At 77.1% G+C, this 15853-nt stretch carries 8 protein-coding genes; all 8 read right to left on the reverse strand.

Features of this window, described 5'->3' with window-relative positions:
• Nucleotides 1-120: 120 nt before the first annotated feature.
• On the reverse strand, nt 121-801 hold the full coding sequence (locus ACFV1L_RS33955; protein WP_380373519.1) for a response regulator transcription factor: 681 nt from the start codon (nt 799-801) through the stop codon (nt 121-123).
• A 74-nt stretch (nt 802-875) separates the two neighbouring features.
• Nucleotides 876-1826 carry an AfsA-related hotdog domain-containing protein gene (locus ACFV1L_RS33960; protein ID WP_380373522.1) on the reverse strand — a complete coding sequence of 317 codons (951 nt, stop codon included), beginning with the start codon at nt 1824-1826 and terminating at the stop codon, nt 876-878.
• Nucleotides 1823-3226 (reverse strand): NAD(P)/FAD-dependent oxidoreductase, encoded by a 1404-nt coding sequence (locus ACFV1L_RS33965; protein WP_380373524.1) that lies wholly within the window; start codon nt 3224-3226, stop codon nt 1823-1825. Before ACFV1L_RS33965 ends, ACFV1L_RS33960 begins: the two co-directional genes overlap by 4 nt.
• A 36-nt stretch (nt 3227-3262) precedes the next feature.
• Nucleotides 3263-4267 (reverse strand): beta-ketoacyl-ACP synthase III, encoded by a 1005-nt coding sequence (locus tag ACFV1L_RS33970; RefSeq protein WP_380373526.1) that lies wholly within the window; start codon nt 4265-4267, stop codon nt 3263-3265.
• Nucleotides 4268-4281: 14 nt separating this feature from the next.
• Nucleotides 4282-5055: a thioesterase II family protein gene (locus ACFV1L_RS33975; RefSeq protein WP_380373529.1), complete on the reverse strand. Its 774-nt coding sequence runs from the start codon at nt 5053-5055 to the stop codon at nt 4282-4284.
• A gap of 7 nt (nt 5056-5062) precedes the next feature.
• Nucleotides 5063-8161, reverse strand: coding sequence for a type I polyketide synthase (locus tag ACFV1L_RS33980; RefSeq protein WP_380373532.1), 3099 nt, complete (start codon nt 8159-8161; stop codon nt 5063-5065).
• A complete protein-coding gene (locus tag ACFV1L_RS33985) occupies nt 8158-13872 on the reverse strand; it encodes an SDR family NAD(P)-dependent oxidoreductase (protein ID WP_380373535.1) in 5715 nt (1904 codons plus the stop codon). Before ACFV1L_RS33985 ends, ACFV1L_RS33980 begins: the two co-directional genes overlap by 4 nt.
• A complete protein-coding gene (locus ACFV1L_RS33990) occupies nt 13872-15647 on the reverse strand; it encodes a fatty acyl-AMP ligase (protein ID WP_380373538.1) in 1776 nt (591 codons plus the stop codon). The genes ACFV1L_RS33985 and ACFV1L_RS33990 overlap by 1 nt, the downstream gene beginning before the upstream one ends.
• Between the last annotated feature and the right edge of the window lie 206 nt (nt 15648-15853).

Below are 15853 nucleotides of genomic sequence, written 5' to 3' on the forward strand. Positions count from 1 at the left end.
GCTGCCCCCCCCCGCACTCCCCCCCGGCGGGGGCGGGCGCCCCGGCGCCCCGGGGCGGGGGGCGGGGGGGGGGGGGGGGGGCGGCCCGCCCCCCCCCCCCCCCCCCTCCGTCCGCCGCGGTCAGACCGCCAGCAGGCCGTCGTCCATCGCCCGGACCACCGCGAGCGTGCGGTTCGGGCAGTTCAGCTTGGCCAGCACGTTCCCGACCAGCCGTTTCACCCCGTGCTCGGAGATCAGCAGCCGGCGGGACACCTGCTTGTTGCTCAGGCCGTCCGCGAGCAGCCGCAGCACCTCCAGCTCCCGGGGGGTGAGCGCGGGGACGGCCGCGCCGCGCTGCGGCGCGGCCGGCGCGGCGGTGCGCCCGCCGGTCAGGAAGCGCTGGGCGAGCGCCGCCGACACGAAGAACTTGCCGGCCAGCACGTCCGCCATCGCGTCCGCGAGGGTCCACGGTTCCAGGTCCGTCGAGTCGAGGAAGCCCCGGGCCCCGCAGCTCGCCAGCCACGGCGCGTCGCACGCGTCCGGGCCGTCGACCAGCAGCAGCAGGCCGGGCCCGTCCGCGCACAGCGCGCGGACCGCCTCGCGCAGCGGTTCGAGGTCCAGGTCGGCCGCGGCGGCGAGCACCAGGTCGAGGCGCTCGCCGCGGTAGCCGTGCACGTCCTCGCCGCCGTAGCCCAGCCGGCGCACGGTGTGCGTGCCGGCACCGGTGGCGGCCCGGATCATGCCCTCGATGCCGTAGCGGTGGATCTGGTTCCGGACGACCAGGGCGATCTGCCGCCCGGCCTGGTCGGTGGGGACTGTCACTGTGACGCTCCTTCGGGGGCGAGGCACCGCCCCGGTCCCGGGCGGCCTCGGGGGCCTTCGGGGCCTCGGGGGCCTCAGGGGTACGGGGTGAGCTCGATCAGCCCTTCGGCGAGCTCCGCGCCGAACTGGTGCAGGCCCAGCCGGACCTCGACCCGGCCGTCCGGCCCGGGCGTCGGCTCGGCCGAGTACTCCAGCGGCGCCTCGAACTCGCCGAAGTCGGCGAACGTCGTGGTCAGCGCGGTGAACGCGGCGACCGGGGAGGGCAGCAGCCCGGCCCGGACGGCGGCGAGCAGCCCGGCCTGCCGGAAGCCCTCCACGATGAACGGGCCCGGCACGTGGTCGTAGTCGTGGTCGAAGTAGGAGGGGTGGCTGCGGTCGATCACCAGCGGGCAGCGCCCCTGCGCGGTCTGCTCGCCGACCACGATGTTGCGGGCGTCGCGCCGTCCGACCAGCTCGGGCGGGAGCGGCGCGGCCGGCTGCCAGGGCGCGATGTCGGCCAGCGGTTTGCGGGAGCGCTGGAAGGCGCGGAGCGTGGCGTAGTCGCCGCGCGGCAGGAAGACCACGTCCCCGCCGATGGTCATCACGGGCGTGCCGTCGACCGACAGCTCGCCGTCGAGGGTCATGCTGCCGAGGTCGCCGCCGCGCAGTTCGCGGACGGTGCGGTAGCGCAGCAGGCCCTGCAGCGGCGCGCGTTCGCCGTCCCGCAGCGCGGCCAGCGGGCCGACCACCCGGAAGGTGAACCGCCGGAGGCTGAACGGCAGGTCGAGCGGGATGCCGAGGTGGCGGTGGACCACCACGAAGCAGCCCTGCCGGGCGGCCTCGGCGATCGCGAACGGGTCGTGGTACGGCACGGTGCGGTCGCCCCACAGGCTGTGCGCCCGCGGGATCTGCCAGGCCAGCAGGAACTCGTCCTCGCCGAGCGCGGTGGAGTCGGTGACGAAGACCTCGCCGACGGCCCGCCGGTGGGCGACGGCGCGCGGCACGGTCCGGTCGAAGGTCAGGGCGGTGGGCGGTGCGGTGGTCATGCGGTCCTGCTTCCTCGGTCGGTCGGCCCGGTGCCGTTCTCGGTCCGGGTCCGCCGGCCGGCGGCGCCCGGCTCGGCGGGCGGTTCGAAGACCGGCCGGCTGCTGCGCCGCCGCCGCCGGACCTCTTCGCGCAGGGTGGCGCCCAGCTCGCGGACGAACGCGCCGCGGCCGCTCTCGGGGCTGGCGAGGCGGCGGGCGGTCGCGGCGAGCACCCGGCCCGGCGAGATCGCCTCGGACGGGCCGGCGCGGTGGCTGAACAGGTCGAGGAACGCGCCGATGTCGCCCTTGGCGTACAGGTGCGCGGCCACCTCGGCGACGATCGGCGGCAGGTCGCCCTCGCGGCCGAGGTCGGTGGCCAGCCAGTAGTACCCGGCGTACTGGCGGTCGCGCCAGCGGCCGAACGCGGCGGTCGCCCGGTCGATGCCGGCGTCGGGCCCGCACAGGGCCCGGACGATCTCGGGCGCCAGGTGTTCGGCCTGGTGGAAGGCGTCGGCGATGCCGCGGCCGGCGGCCGGGTCCTTGAAGTGGCCGGAGTCGCCGAGCAGCACCCAGCCGGGGCCGGCGGGCTCCCGGAAGTAGCCGTCGAAGCGGAGGATGCCGTAGATCTTGTCGGCGACCTTGGCGTCGGTGAGGGCCTCGGCGACCGGCTCGCAGCTGCGCACGTGGTCCAGCAGGGATTCCTGCCGGTCGGCGCGGAACGCGGCCTTCTCGTCCTTCTTGGGCGACACCCCGACGATGTACAGGCCGTTGTCGGCGGGTCCGGCGAAGATGTGCCGGTCGTCCCAGCGGTGGAAGACGAACGTCGAGGCGGCGGCCGGGTCGGCGCCCTCGAAGTAGGTCCAGTAGTACCAGCGCTCGTTGCGGGTGACGTTGTAGCGGCGGGCGCCGGTGTGCCGGGCGACCAGCGAGTCCCGGCCGTCCGCGCCGACCACCAGCCGGGCCCGGATCCGGGACTCGGTGCCGCGGTGGACGAACCGCACCCCGGCGACCCGGCCGTGCTCCTCCAGCAGGCCGGTCACCTTGGCGCCCATCCGGACGTCCGCGCCGGCCTCGACGGCGGCGTCGACGAGTATCGGGTCCAGCACCTGGCGGCGGATGCAGGCCGCGCCGCCGACGGAGCCGGGGAAGGTCGGGAAGTCGGCGACGAACCGGAAGTCGCCGAGGCGGGTGTCGGTCCGCGACATGAACGGGGCGCCGGTGGCCCGGATCCGGTCGAGGACGCCGAGGCGGGCGAAGAACGCCAGCGCGTCGGCCTGGAGCATGTGGGAGGAGAGCGTGGGCTGCGGGAAGGTCGCCTGCTCCAGCACGGCGACCTTCACTCCGCGGCGGGCGAGCAGGGCGGCCAGCGGGGAGCCCGCCACCCGTGCGCCCACCACGACCACGTCGAACTGCTCTGCCAAGACAACTCCTTGAGGGGTGCGGAGGGCGCGGCGCGGCTACGGAAGCCGGACCACCTGGGCGGCGTAGGCCAGGCCCGCGCCGAAGCCGATCAGCAGCGCGAGGTCGCCGGACCCGGCCGACCCCTCGCTGCGCAGCCGGTCGAGGGCCAGCGGGACGGAGGCGGCGGAGGTGTTGCCGGAGTCGGTGACGTCGCGGGCCACCACCGCGTCCTCCCGCAGGTCCAGGGACCTGGCCAGGGCGTCGACGATCCGCCGGTTGGCCTGGTGCGGGACGAACACGTCGATGTCGGCCATGGTCAGGCCGGCGTTCTTGACGGCCTGCCGGCCGATGTCGCCCATCTCGGAGATCGCCCAGCGGTACACGCTGGGCCCCTGCATCCGCAGGGCGGGCGCGGCGCCGCTCTGCTCCTGCCCGGCGGGGGCGCCGGCGTGGGACATCCGGATGACGTCGCCCTGCGTGCCGTCCGAGCCCCAGACCACGGGCCCGATGCCGGGCGTCGCGGACGGGCCGACGACCACGGCGCCGGCGCCGTCGGCGAACAGGAAGGCGGCGGAGCGGTCGGCGGGGTCGACGATGTCGGTCATCCGCTCGGCGCCGATCAGCAGGACGTGGTCGGCGCTGCCGGCCCGGACCAGGTCGCCGGCCAGCGCCGTGCCGTAGCAGAAGCCGGAGCAGGCGGCGCTGATGTCGAGCGCGCCGGGCGAGTCGATGCCGAGCCGGGAGGCGACCTCGGCCGCCACCGACGGGGTGCCGAGGCGGTGCGACATGGTGGCGACGATGACGCTGTCCACCTCGGCGGGGGCCAGGCCCGCGTCGGCGAGGGCGGCCGCGCCGGCGGCGGACGCCATCACGGCGAGGGTCTCGTCGGGTGCGGCGAAGCGGCGGGTGCGGATGCCCGAGCGGGCGAGGATCCACTCCTCGCTGGAGTCGATGTGTTCGCAGATCTCGGCGTTGCCGACCACCCGGGGCGGGCGGAACGAGCCGGTCCCGAGGATGCGGCTGTGGCGCAGTTCGGGGTGGTGCCCCAGTTCTGCGGTCATGGTGTCCCCTGTCCTCATCGGTCGTACCGGTCGGCGCCCAGGCGCCGGCGGATGACCGCCAGCACCTGTTCCTCGTGGTCGCCGAGGCAGAAGTGCCCGCCGTCCAGACGGTGGATCTCACAGTCGGCGGCGGTGTGGGCGTGCCAGCCGGCGAGTGCGGCGGCGGGCACGGTGAGGTCGCGGTCGCCGGCGAACGCGGTGACCGGGAAGCCGAGCCGCGGCCCGGCCGCGTACCGGTAGGCGGCGGCCAGTTCGAGGTCGGCGCGCAGCGGCGGCAGGAAGTAGGCGAGCAGTTCCGGCACGGCCAGCACCTCGGCCGGGATGCCGGCGTAGTGGCGGTCGACGGTGCGGATCAGCTCCTGGTCGTCGGCCGGCACCTCGACGGGCAGCCGGCCGTCGGGGGCGGCGCTCGCGGAGGTGATCAGGTGGACGGGCGGCGCCCCGCGGCGCTGCAGTTCGCGGGCGACCTCGAAGGCGACCATCGCGCCCAGGCTCTGCCCGAACAGCGCGTACGGGCCGCCGACGCGGGCCTGCACGGCGTCGGCGAACTCGGTGACCAGCGGCTCCCAGCGGGTGGCGAACGGCTCGTCCGCGCGGCCGGCCCGGCCGGGCAGCACGGCGTGCCACACCTCGATGTCGGGGGCGACGGCCTGGGCCCAGCGCAGCGCGGTCGGTGCGGCGCCGGAGTGCGGGAAGCAGATCAGCCGCAGCCGTGCGCCGGGCACCGGCACGGTGCGGCCGAGCGGCTCCGCGGTGACCCGGCGCAGGTCGTCGGGGGCGGTGGGCATCGGTGCCTCACTCTCCGGTGGTCGGGTCGTCGGGCCCGGGGCCGGCCGCGGAGGCGGCGTCGGCGGCCAGGCTCTTGGCGACGGTGCGGGCCAGGGCCAGCGGGGTGCCCTCCTCCAGCAGCGCCTGCAGCGGCACGGCGACGGCGAAGTCCCGCTCGATCCGGTTCTTCAGCTCGACGATGGCCAGCGAGCCGAGGCCGAGGACGTCCAGCGGCCGGTCGACCGGGATGTCCGCGTCGGCGTCGAGGCCGAGCGCGGCGGCGACCCGGGCGCACACGTAGCGCACCAGGGTGTCCTCCAGTTCGGCGGGCGAGCGGTCGGCCAGCTGGCGGGCGGTCGGCGCGGTGTCCGTGCCGTCCGGCCGGGCGGCGGGGCCGGACGGGCGGGGCCCGGACGGGGCGGCCTCGGCGGGCCGCGGCTCGAACCAGTGGCGGCGGCGCTGCCACGGGTAGGACGGCAGCGGGACGTGCCGGGCGGGCGGCGGGAGCACCGCGTCCCAGCGCAGCGCCAGCCCGGCCCGGTACAGCTCGCCGAGGGCCTCGCCGAGCGCGTCGCGGGCGGGGGCGCCGCGCCGCAGGCTGCCGACCACGGTGTGCCGGTCCTCCCGGCCCTCCAGCACCGCGCCCATGTCGCGCTGCAGGACGGGGTGGGGGCCGATCTCCACGAAGACGGTGACGCCGTCCCGGGCCATCGCGTCGACGGCGCCGGCGAACAGCACCGGCTCGCGCAGGTTGCGCCCCCAGTGGGCGGGGCCGAGGTCGGCGGCGCGGACCCGTTCGCCGGTGACGGTGGAGTACTGCGGCAGGCCGCCGACCCGCGGCGTGAGCTGCCACATCCGGTCGGCGAGGACGGTGTCGCAGCCGTCCAGCAGCGGGCTGTGGAAGGCGTACTCGACGGGCAGCCGCCGGGTGCGGGCGCCGCGTTCGGCGGCGGCGGCCTCGACCAGGGTGACCTTGTCGGGGTCGCCGGCGACGACGGTGGAGCGCGGCCCGTTGACGGCGGCCACCGCGATCCGGCCGCCGGCCTCGGCGACCAGCGGGGCGACCTCGGCGACCGGCAGCGCGATGCCGCTCATCGCCCCGCCGCGCGCGCCGGCCTCGGTGATCCGGGCCCGGGCGATCATCAGCTCGAAGGCCTGCCGGCGGTCGAGGGCGCCGGCCGCGCAGGCGGCGACGATCTCGCCCATGCTGTGCCCGGCGACGGCGTCGGGCTCGACGCCCCAGGAGCGCCAGAGCGCGGCCAGGCCGAGTTGCAGGACGGCGATGCAGACCTGCGCGATCTCGGTCTCGTGCATGCGGCTGAGCGGCTCGGGCTTGGCGAGTTCGTCCAGCACGGACCAGCCGGCCAGGTCGCGGACCACGGCGTCGCACCGCTCCGCCTCGGCGCGGACCACCGGTTCGTGCTCCAGCAGGTCGCGGCCCATGCCGGCCCACTGGGTGCCCTGTCCGCTGAACACGAACGCGACCCGGTGCCCGGCGGGGTGCGGGCGGAGGAACTCCGGCCACACCGCGGCGAGTTCGGCGGCCAGTTCGGCCGCGTCGGCGCCGGCCGGCGCGATCCGGTAGGCGTGGTGGCTGCGGCTGTGGACGGCGGCGGCGCAGAGTTCGGCGGCCGCCGCGTCGTCCAGGCCGGCCAGCCGTTCGGCGTACGCGGCGGCCAGCCGGCCGAGCGCGGGCGCGCTGCGCGCCGACAGCGGCAGCAGCAGCCGCCCGGCGGGCGGGGCGGGCCGCGGCTGCGGCGGTTCGGCGGGGCCGGGCGGGCCTTCGAGGATGACGTGCGCGTTGGTGCCGCCGAAGCCGAAGGAGCTGACGGCGGCCAGCCGTCCGGGCCGTTCGGGCAGGGCGGTCGGCGCGGTGGGCACGGTGAGGCGGCTGCCGTCGAGGTCGATCTCCGGGTTGAGCCGCTCCAGGTGGAGGTGCGGCGGGACCTGGCCGCGGTCGAGCACCAGCAGGGCCTTGAGCAGGCCGATGATGCCGGCCGCGGCCTCCTGGTGGCCGAAGTTGGTCTTCACCGAGCCGATCGCGCACGGCTGGTCGCCGGCGCCGTACACCTCGCGCAGCGCCTCCACCTCGATCGGGTCGCCGAGCCTGGTGCCGGTGCCGTGCGCCTCCACGTACAGGACGTCGGCGGCGTCGGCGGCGGCGTCGGCGAGGGCGCGGCGCAGCAGGTCGCCCTGGGCGCGGGGGCTGGGCGCGGTGAGGCCGTTGGCGCGGCCGTTGTGGTTGACGGCGGTGCCGCGCACCACGCCGCGGACGCGCCGGCCGTGGGCGCGCGCGTCGGACAGCCGCTCCAGCAGCAGGATGCCGCAGCCCTCGGAGCGGACGATGCCGTCGGCGGCGGCGTCGAAGGTGCGGCAGCGTCCGCCGGTGGCCAGCGGCAGCACCTTGCCGGTGGCGGACATCATCGACTCGGCGAGGACCAGGTTGACCCCGCCGACCAGGGCGAAGTCGCACTCGCCGGCGCGCAGCGCGCGGGCCGCCAGGTGCAGCGCGACCAGCGACGACGAGCAGGCGGTGTCCACGGCGAGGCTCGGGCCGTGCAGGTCGAGCAGGTAGGAGAGCCGGTTGGCGGCGATGCTGTGGGCGCCGCCGGGGGCGGTCCAGGCGGTGATGTCGGCCTGGCCGGCGAGCTGGGCGGTGAGGTAGTCGGCGCCGTACAGGCCGAGGAAGACGCCGGTGGGGCGTTCGCGCAGGCGTTCCACGGGCAGTCCGGCGTCCTCGACGGCCTCCCAGGCGGCCTCCAGCACCAGGCGCTGCTGGGGGTCCATCCGGTCGGCCTCCTCGGAGCCGATGCCGAAGAAGGCGGCGTCGAAGCCGTCGATCCGGGTCAGTTGGCCGGACATCAGGCCGGTCGGGCGGCCGGTGCCGTCGCGGCGGCCCTCGGGGTCGTCGAGCCACGGGGTGACGGCGTCGGTGCCGGCGTCGAGCAGCCGCCACAGCGCGTCCAGGTCCTCGACGCCGCCGGGGGCGCGGACGGCCGCGCCGACCACGGCGAGCGGTTCGGCGCGGCGCTGCTCGACCGCGGCGAGCCGGGCCCGCGCGTCCTGCAGTTTGAGCAGTGCCTGTTCCAGCAGCCGCCGTTGGCCGGCGGCGGTGGGTGCGGTCATATCTCCCCCTCCGCTTCGAACGCGTCCAGCTCGGCCGCGAGCAGGGCCGCGACCTGTGCGTCGTCCAGGCCGGCCAGTTCGGCCGGGGTGGTGGCCGGCGCCTCGGGTGCCGGGGGCGCCGCGGGTTGCGCGGGCGCCTCGGCGGGCGGCTCCAGTCGGGTGAGCAGTTGCTCGGTGAGCGCCTCGACGGTGGGGTACGCGTACACCAGCGTCGCGGAGAGCCGCAGGCCGAGCGCCGTCTCCAGGCGGCCGCGGAGCTCGATGGCCATCAGCGAGTCGAAGCCCAGGTTCTGGAACGGCACGTCCGCGGCGACCTGTCCGGGCCGGGCCCGCAGGACCTGGCGCACCTGCTCGGTGAGGTGTTCGGCGAGGACCCGGTGGCGCTGCGCCGGGGTCCCGGCGGCCAGCAGCTCCTCGCGGACGGCCGGAGCGGCGCCGCGGTGTCCGTCGCCGTCCCCGCCCTGCGGCAGCAGTGCGGCGAGCAGGTCGCGGGCGGCGGGCCAGACGCCGGCCGCGGCGAGCCGGTCGGGGACGAGGGCGAAGACGGCGGTCTGCGGGTGCCGGCCGCCGACGGCCTCGTCCATCAGCCGGATCGCCGTGTCCGGGTCGAGCGGCGGCACGCCGCGGGCGGCGAGCCGGTCGGTGCCGCCGCCGGTGGCGGCGAGGGTGTCGCCGGCCCAGGTGCCCCAGGCGATGCTGCGGCCGGGCAGGCCGAGCGCGGCCCGGTGCGCGGCGAGGGCGTCCAGGAAGGTGTTGGCGGCGGCGTAGGCGCCCTGGCCGGGCGAGCCGATCAGGCCGGCCAGCGAGGAGAACAGCACGAAGGTGTCGACCGGGTGGTCGCGGGTCAGCTCGTGCAGGTGCCAGGCGCCGGCCGCCTTGCCGGCCAGGACGCGGGCCAGCGCGGGCCCGGTGACGTCGGCCAGCAGCGCGTCGTCGAGGACGCCGGCCAGGTGGACCACGCCGCCGACCGGGGGCCGGCCGTCCGCGCCGGCCGGGCCGGGCAGGGCGGCGCGCAGCGCCTCCCGGTCGGCGACGTCGACGGCGGCGGTGCGGGCCAGGCAGCCGTCGGCGGCGAGTTCCGCGATCCGCTGCCGGGCCTGCTCGGACGGTGCGCCGCGGCCCAGCAGCAGCAGGTGCCGGGCGCCGCGGTCGGCGAGTCGGCGGGCGACCCGCAGGCCGAGTGCGCCGAGGCCGCCGGTGACCACGTACGTCCGGTCGGGGCGCAGCGGTCCGGTGCCGCCGGCCGCCCCGGTGCGGGCCGCGTCGGCGAGGACCGGGGCGAGCAGCGCGCCGGCGTGCACGGCGGCCTGGACCGGGGGTTCGGCGGCCAGCAGCGCGGTGGCCGCGGCGTCGAGGTCGGCGGGGCCGGCGGCGGACGGCAGGTCGAGCAGGGAGCAGCCGCTGTCCGGGTGCTCGTTGTGGACGGCCCGGCCGAGGCCCCACAGGGTCGCGCCGGTGGGCGCGCCGTCCTCGGGGCGGGCGTTGGGGGGTTGGGTGCCGGCGGTGAGCAGCCACAGCCGGGGCGGGGCTCCGGTGCTCCAGGCGCGGCCGGTGAGCTGCTGGGCGAGGTGCAGGGCGGCGGCCGTCCGGGTGTGCAGTTCGGCGGTCGGCTCGCCGCCGCCGGGTGCGGCGGCGCGGGTGTCGACGACGCCGCGCAGCGGTCCTTCGGCGTCGACGGCGGCGAGCACCGCCGCGGTGCCGGGGTCGGCGGGCGCGACCCGGGTGCGGGCGCCGTCGCGTTCCAGCCGGGCGGCGAGGGCGAGGGCGAGCGGCCGGGAGGCGTCGTCGGCGAGCAGCAGCCAGCGGCCGGGGTCGGCGGCGGGCCCGGGCGGGTACGGCTGCCAGCGGGTCTCGTGGACCCGGCCGTCCTCGGGGCGGCGCGGTGCGGCGAGTCGCAGCCGGAAGCCGGTCGCCGACCAGACGGGGGTGCCGTCGGGGGCGAGCACGGTGACGTCGGCGGTCACGTCGCGGCCGTCGGCGTGCCTGATCGCGGCGTGGCACCAGGCCTCGCGCACGGCGGTTCCGCCCTGGTCGGCGCGGACCAGGTCGGCGCCGACGGGCAGCGGCAGGGCGCCGTCGGGTGCGGCGCCGGCGCCGGCCGCGGCGACGGTGTGCAGGCAGGCGTCGAGCAGCGCCGGGTGCAGCGGGGGCTCGCCGGCGGCGAGCCCGGCGGGCAGCCGGACCAGGGCGAGCGCCTCGCCGTCGCCGACGGTCAGCCGTTCGACGGCGCGGAAGCGCGGCCCGTAGCGCAGGCCGGCGGCGGCCAGCCGCTCGTACAGGGTGTCGACGGGCTGTTCCTCGGGGCAGCGCCGGGCGAGGTCCTCGGGGGTGCCGGGGGCGGTGGGCGGTTCGGTGTCGCCGGGTGCGCCGAGGGTGCCGGTGGCGTGGGTGACGGGTCCTCCGGCGGGCGGGCAGGAGGTGACGGCGAAGTGCTGCCGCCCGTCGGGGCCGGGCCGGACGCTCAGTTGGAGCACGGGGCTGCCGTCCTCCCCGTCGCCGAGCGGGCAGGGCTGGGCGAAGGCGACGTCGCGGAGCACCGCCCGGGTGGTGCCGGCGGTGGCCGCGGCGGCCCGGGCGGCGGCGGTGAGCCAGTAGGCGCCGGCCACCAGCGGGACGTCCTCGACCAGGTGGTCGGCGAGTTCCGGCGCGGTGTCGAGGCCGATCGGCAGGTCCCACAGCCGCAGCCCGGGTTCGACGCCGACCGGGATGCGCTCGCCGAGCAGGCCGCCGCCGGGGGTCCTGCGGCCGGGGCGGTGGGCGGCGGGGCGGGCGATCGGGAACGGCCGGCGCTGCCAGCCGTGCCGGGGCAGCGGAGTGTGGACGGGGGTGCCGGGGTGCAGGGCCTGCCAGTCGACGGGGCAGCCGGCGGTGTACAGGGCGCCGAGCGCGCCGAGCAGCGCGGCCGGCTCGTCCTGGTCGCGGCGGAGTGCGGAGACCACCAGCGCGTCGGTGCGGCCGGCGTCCTCCAGGTGGTCGAGGACGGGGCGGGCCAGCACCGGGTGCGGGGTGATCTCGACGAACGCGGTGTAGCCGTCGGCGAGCAGCCGGCCGAGCGCGGGCCCGAACCGGACCGGCGCGCGGACGTTGGTCACCCAGTACTCGGGGCCGAGGTCGCGGCCGTCGACCGGCCCGCCGGTGACGGTCGAGTACAGCTCGACGTCGGCGGGGCCGGGCCGCAGCCCGTCCAGGGCGCGGCGCAGCCGGGGCTGCAGGGGTTCGACCTGGGGGCTGTGGGCGGCGAACTCGACGGCGATCCGGCGGGCGAACACGCCGCGGCCGGCGAGCTGCGCGAGCACGTCCTCCAGGGCGGGCACGGTGCCGGACAGCACGGTGGCGCGGGGCCCGTTGAGCGCGGCGACGGACAGTTCGTGCTCGCGGCCCGCGACCAGCCGGGCGGCGTCGTCCGCGCCGAGCTCGACCAGGGCGAGGCCGCCCTGTCCGGAGATCTCGGTGAGCAGCCGGCTGCGTTCGCAGACCAGCTGCGCGGCGTCGGCCAGCGAGAGCGCCCCGGCGACGTGGGCGGCGGCGATCTCGCCCATGCTGTGGCCGATCACTCCGGCCGGTGCCGTCCCCCAGGAGCGGAGGGTGGCGGCCAGCGCGACCTGGGTGGCGAACAGGGCGGGCTGCACCTCGGCGGTGCCGGAGACGACCAGGCCATCGGCGTCGCTCCACAGCGAGCGCCCCAGGTGGCGGGCGATCGCGGCGTCGGCCTCCCGGATGGCGTCGCGGAAGGCGGGCACGGCGGCGGCCAGCCGGCGTCCCATGCCGGGCCACTGCGCGCCCTGGCCGGGGAAGACCAGCGCCACCTTGGGCTCCTGGCGGGCCACCGGGCGCGGCCCGGCGACGCCCGCGGCGGGCGCGGCGGCGGCGGCGACGGCGGCCAGGCCGTCGGCCAGCCGGTCGGCGTCGGCGGCCACCACGGCGGCGCGGTGCGGGCCGTGGTCGGTGCGCAGGGCGGCGGCCGCGGCGGCGCGGGCCGCCCAGTGCGGGTCGTCGGCGTGGGCGCGGGCCTCGGCGGACCAGGCGGCGGCGCGGCGGCGCAGGGCCTCGGCGGAGCGCGCGGAGACCGGGACGAGCAGCGGCGCGGCCTCGTCGGCGGCCCGCGGCCCGGGGTCGGGGTCGGCGGCGGGCGCGGGCGGGGCGGCGGTGAGCACCAGGTGGGCGTTGGTGCCGCCGAAGCCGAAGGAGGACACGCCGGCGGGGGCGGGCCGTCCGTCGGCCAGCGCGGGCCAGGGCTCGTTGTCGGCGACCACGGCGACCGGGACGCTGTCCAGGCCGAGCATCGGGTTGGGCTTCTCGTAGTGGACGGTCGGCGGGAGCTGCCGGTGGTGGACGGCCAGCGCGGTCTTGATCAGGCCGGTGATGCCGGCGGCGGCCTCCAGGTGGCCGACGTTGGACTTGACCGAGCCGATCCGCAGCGGCCGCCCGGCGGGCCGGCCGTCGCCGAGGACGGCGGCCAGCGCGGCGACCTCGATCGGGTCGCCGACGGCGGTGCCGGTGCCGTGCGCCTCGACGTAGCCGATGTCGGCGACGGGCAGCGCGGCGGCCCGGTAGGCGTCCCGGAGGACGGCCCGCTGGGAGGGCCCGTTGGGTGCGGTGAGGCCGTTGGTGCGGCCGTCCTGGTTGACGGCGCCGCCGCGGATCACCGCGTAGATCCGGTCGCCGTCGGCCAGCGCCCGGGGCAGCGGCTTGAGGACGACGATGCCGGCGCCCTCGCTGCGCACGTAGCCGTCGGCGCGGTGGTCGAAGGGCTTGCAGCGGCCGTCGGCGGCCATCAGTCCGCTGCGGCTGAAGCTCAGGGCGATCCGCGGGCTGGTGATGACGTTGACGCCGCCGGCCAGCGCGAGGTCGGCCTCTCCGGCGCGCAGCGCCTGGCAGGCGAGGTGGACGGCGACCAGCGAGGACGAGCAGGCGGTGTCGACGACGAGGCTGGGGCCCTGCAGGTTGAGGCCGTAGGAGATCCGGTTGGCGATGATGCTGAGTGCGCCGCCGGTGCCGTCGTAGGGCTGGATGCCTTCGAAGGAGCTCCACAGCGCGGTGCCGTGGTCGAAGGTGGAGACGCCCATGAACACGCCGGTGCGGGAGCCGGCCAGCCGGCCGGCGGGGATGCCGGCGTCCTCCAGGGCCTCCCAGGCGGTGTCGAGGGCGAGCCGCTGCTGCGGGTCCATCCGCTCGGCCTCGCGGGAGGAGATGCCGTGGAACTCGGCGTCGAAGCCCTCGATGCCGTCGAGGAAGCCTCCCCACTTGGTGTTCATCCGGCCGGGCACGGTGATGTCGGGGTCGTACAGGGCCTCGGCGTCCCAGCGGTCGGCGGGGACTTCGCGGACGGCGTCGACGCCGCCGGTCAGCAGCCGCCAGAACTCCTCGGGGCCGTCCGCGCCGGGCAGCCGGCAGCCGATCCCGACGACGGCGACCGGGACGGGCCCGGCGGTCCCGACGGGGGCGGCCGCGGCGGAGGCGGCGGGCCGGTCGGCGCCGAGCGCGGCGATGTGCGCGGCGATGTCGTCGACGGCCGGGTAGTCGTAGGCGACGGTGGGGCTGAGTTCGACGCCCGCCCACCGCTGGAGCCGCTCGGAGAGTTCGACGGTCTCGATCGAGGACAGGCCGAGGGCGGTGAACGGGACGTCGGTCGGCACCTGCTCGGGCGGCAGGTCCAGCAGGGCGGCGAGGGACTCGACCAGCCACTGGACGATCCGGCGCTGATCGGTCATCAGGAGATCTCCTCCAGCACCTGGCCGCCGGGCTCCGGCGCGGACTTCAGCTCGCCGGCCTCGTACGCGGCGCGGCAGGTGCTGCGCTGGATCTTGCCGCTGGAGGTCTTGGGCGCGGAGGCGACCGGCACCAGCAGCACGTCGTCCAGCCGGATGCCGTGCTGGTCGGAGACGGCGGCGAGGATCCGCCGGCGGATCTCGGCGAGGGTGGGCAGCGGTGCCTTGGCGGCGTCGCTGCCGGTGCGCCGGCTGCCGAGCGGCCGGAGGATCTCGGCGACCAGGACGACCTGTTCGCGGCCGTCGCGTTCCAGCGCGAAGGCGCAGCTGAATCCGGGCCGCACCCACGGGTGGGCGGACTCGGCGGTCTCCTCCAGGTCCTGCGGGTAGTGGTTCTGGCCGCCGACGATGATGACGTCCTTGAGCCGGCCGGTGATGTACAGCTCGTCCTGGTGCAGCACGCCGAGGTCGCCGGTGCGCAGGAACGGGCCCTCGCCGGTGTCGGCGATGCGGGCCTGGAAGGTCTCCAGGGTCGCTTCCGGGTTGCCCCAGTAGCCGGCCGGGATGTCGTCGCCGGCCAGCCAGATCTCGCCGACGGTCCCCTGCTCGCGGGCGAGCTTGGTGACCGGGTCGACGATGGCGATCCGGCGGCTCAGCCGGGGCTTGCCGACGCTGATCATGGTGTAGTCGCCGCCGGGCACCACCTGGCCCTTGCGGAGCGCGTCGTGGTCGACGTCGGTGGTGATCGGGGCCTCGCCGCGCACCCCGCCGGAGGCGATCAGGGTGACCTCGGCCAGCCCGTACGCGGTCTGCATGGTCTCGGGGGCGAGGCCGTAGGGGGCGTAGGCCTTGGCGAAGGCGTCGAAGGTGGCGGGGCGGATCGGCTCGGCGCCGCTGAAGGCGACCTTCCAGCTGGAGAGGTCGAACTCGGCGCGGTCCTGCTCGGCGATCCGGCTGACGCACATGTCGTAGGCGAAGTTGGGCGCGCCGGCCATGGTGCCGCGGTACTTGGTGATGGCGCGCAGCCAGCGGGCCGGCCGCTGGACGAACGCCGCCGGCGGCATCAGCACCAGGTGGGTGCGCAGGTAGGAGGCCTGCAGCACCTTGCCGATCAGGCCCATGTCGTGGAACAGCGGCAGCCAGGAGACGATCACGTCCTCGGCGGTGAGGCCCATGATCGCGGCGAACATCTCCTCGTTGGACAGCAGCGCCCGGTGACTGACCATCACGCCCTTGGGGAGGGCGGTGGAGCCGGAGGTGTACTGCAGGAAGGAGATGTCCTCGGCGTCGATCCGCGGCGCCCGGAAGTCGGCGGCGGCCGACACCGGCACCGTGTCGACGTCGATCCACTCCAGTTCGGCGAGGTCGGGGGCGAAGGTGCGGACCGGCTCGCGGAGCTGGGTGGTGCTGCCGGTGAGCACGATCCGGGCGCCGGAGTTCGCGGCGATCGCGCGCATCGTCGCGGCCTTGCGCGGGTTGCGCAGCGGCAGCGGCGGGGCGATCGGCACGGCGATCACGCCGGCGTGCTGGCAGGCCATGAAGGCGCGGATGAAGTGCGCGTTGTCGGTGGCCAGGACGAGCGCCCGGTCGCCGGGCCGCGCCGACTGCTGGAGCCGTGCGGCGATCGCCCGGGCCTCCAGGTCGAGCGAGGCGTGGGTCATCACGTCGGACTCGTCGTGCCCGTCGTTGAGGATGGTGAAGGCCCGCTCCTCCGGGCGCTGCTGCGCGTTCTCCGACAGCAGCGCCGAGATGGTCGAAACCTGCCCTGGAGTTCCCAATGTCTCGCTCCCTGTGGTGACGACGACGACCCGCGGCGTGCATCGAGCGCTGCGTCGGGTGGTGGTTTGTCGGGGCGGTCCGCCGCACGGCGGCGCCGGCGCCCGGGTCGGCTGCGCGGGAGAACCCGGTTCACCGCTTTCCGGTGCTCGACGGAGTTCCCCGCCCGACGGCCGGGCGAATACTCCGCACACGCTAGCGGGCGGAT

The sequence above is a fragment of the Kitasatospora sp. NPDC059646 genome (assembly GCF_042734615.1).
Lineage (GTDB): Bacteria > Actinomycetota > Actinomycetes > Streptomycetales > Streptomycetaceae > Kitasatospora.

What these genes read in the sequence shown, in the direction of transcription:
- ACFV1L_RS33960 (WP_380373522.1), bottom strand. Translation starts at nt 1,826, where the DNA reads ATGACCACCGCACCGCCCACCGCCCTGACCTTCGACCGGACCGTGCCG.
- ACFV1L_RS33970 (WP_380373526.1), bottom strand. Translation starts at nt 4,267, where the DNA reads ATGACCGCAGAACTGGGGCACCACCCCGAACTGCGCCACAGCCGCATC.
- ACFV1L_RS33975 (WP_380373529.1), bottom strand. Translation starts at nt 5,055, where the DNA reads ATGCCCACCGCCCCCGACGACCTGCGCCGGGTCACCGCGGAGCCGCTC.
- ACFV1L_RS33980 (WP_380373532.1), bottom strand. Translation starts at nt 8,161, where the DNA reads ATGACCGCACCCACCGCCGCCGGCCAACGGCGGCTGCTGGAACAGGCA.
- ACFV1L_RS33985 (WP_380373535.1), bottom strand. Translation starts at nt 13,872, where the DNA reads ATGACCGATCAGCGCCGGATCGTCCAGTGGCTGGTCGAGTCCCTCGCC.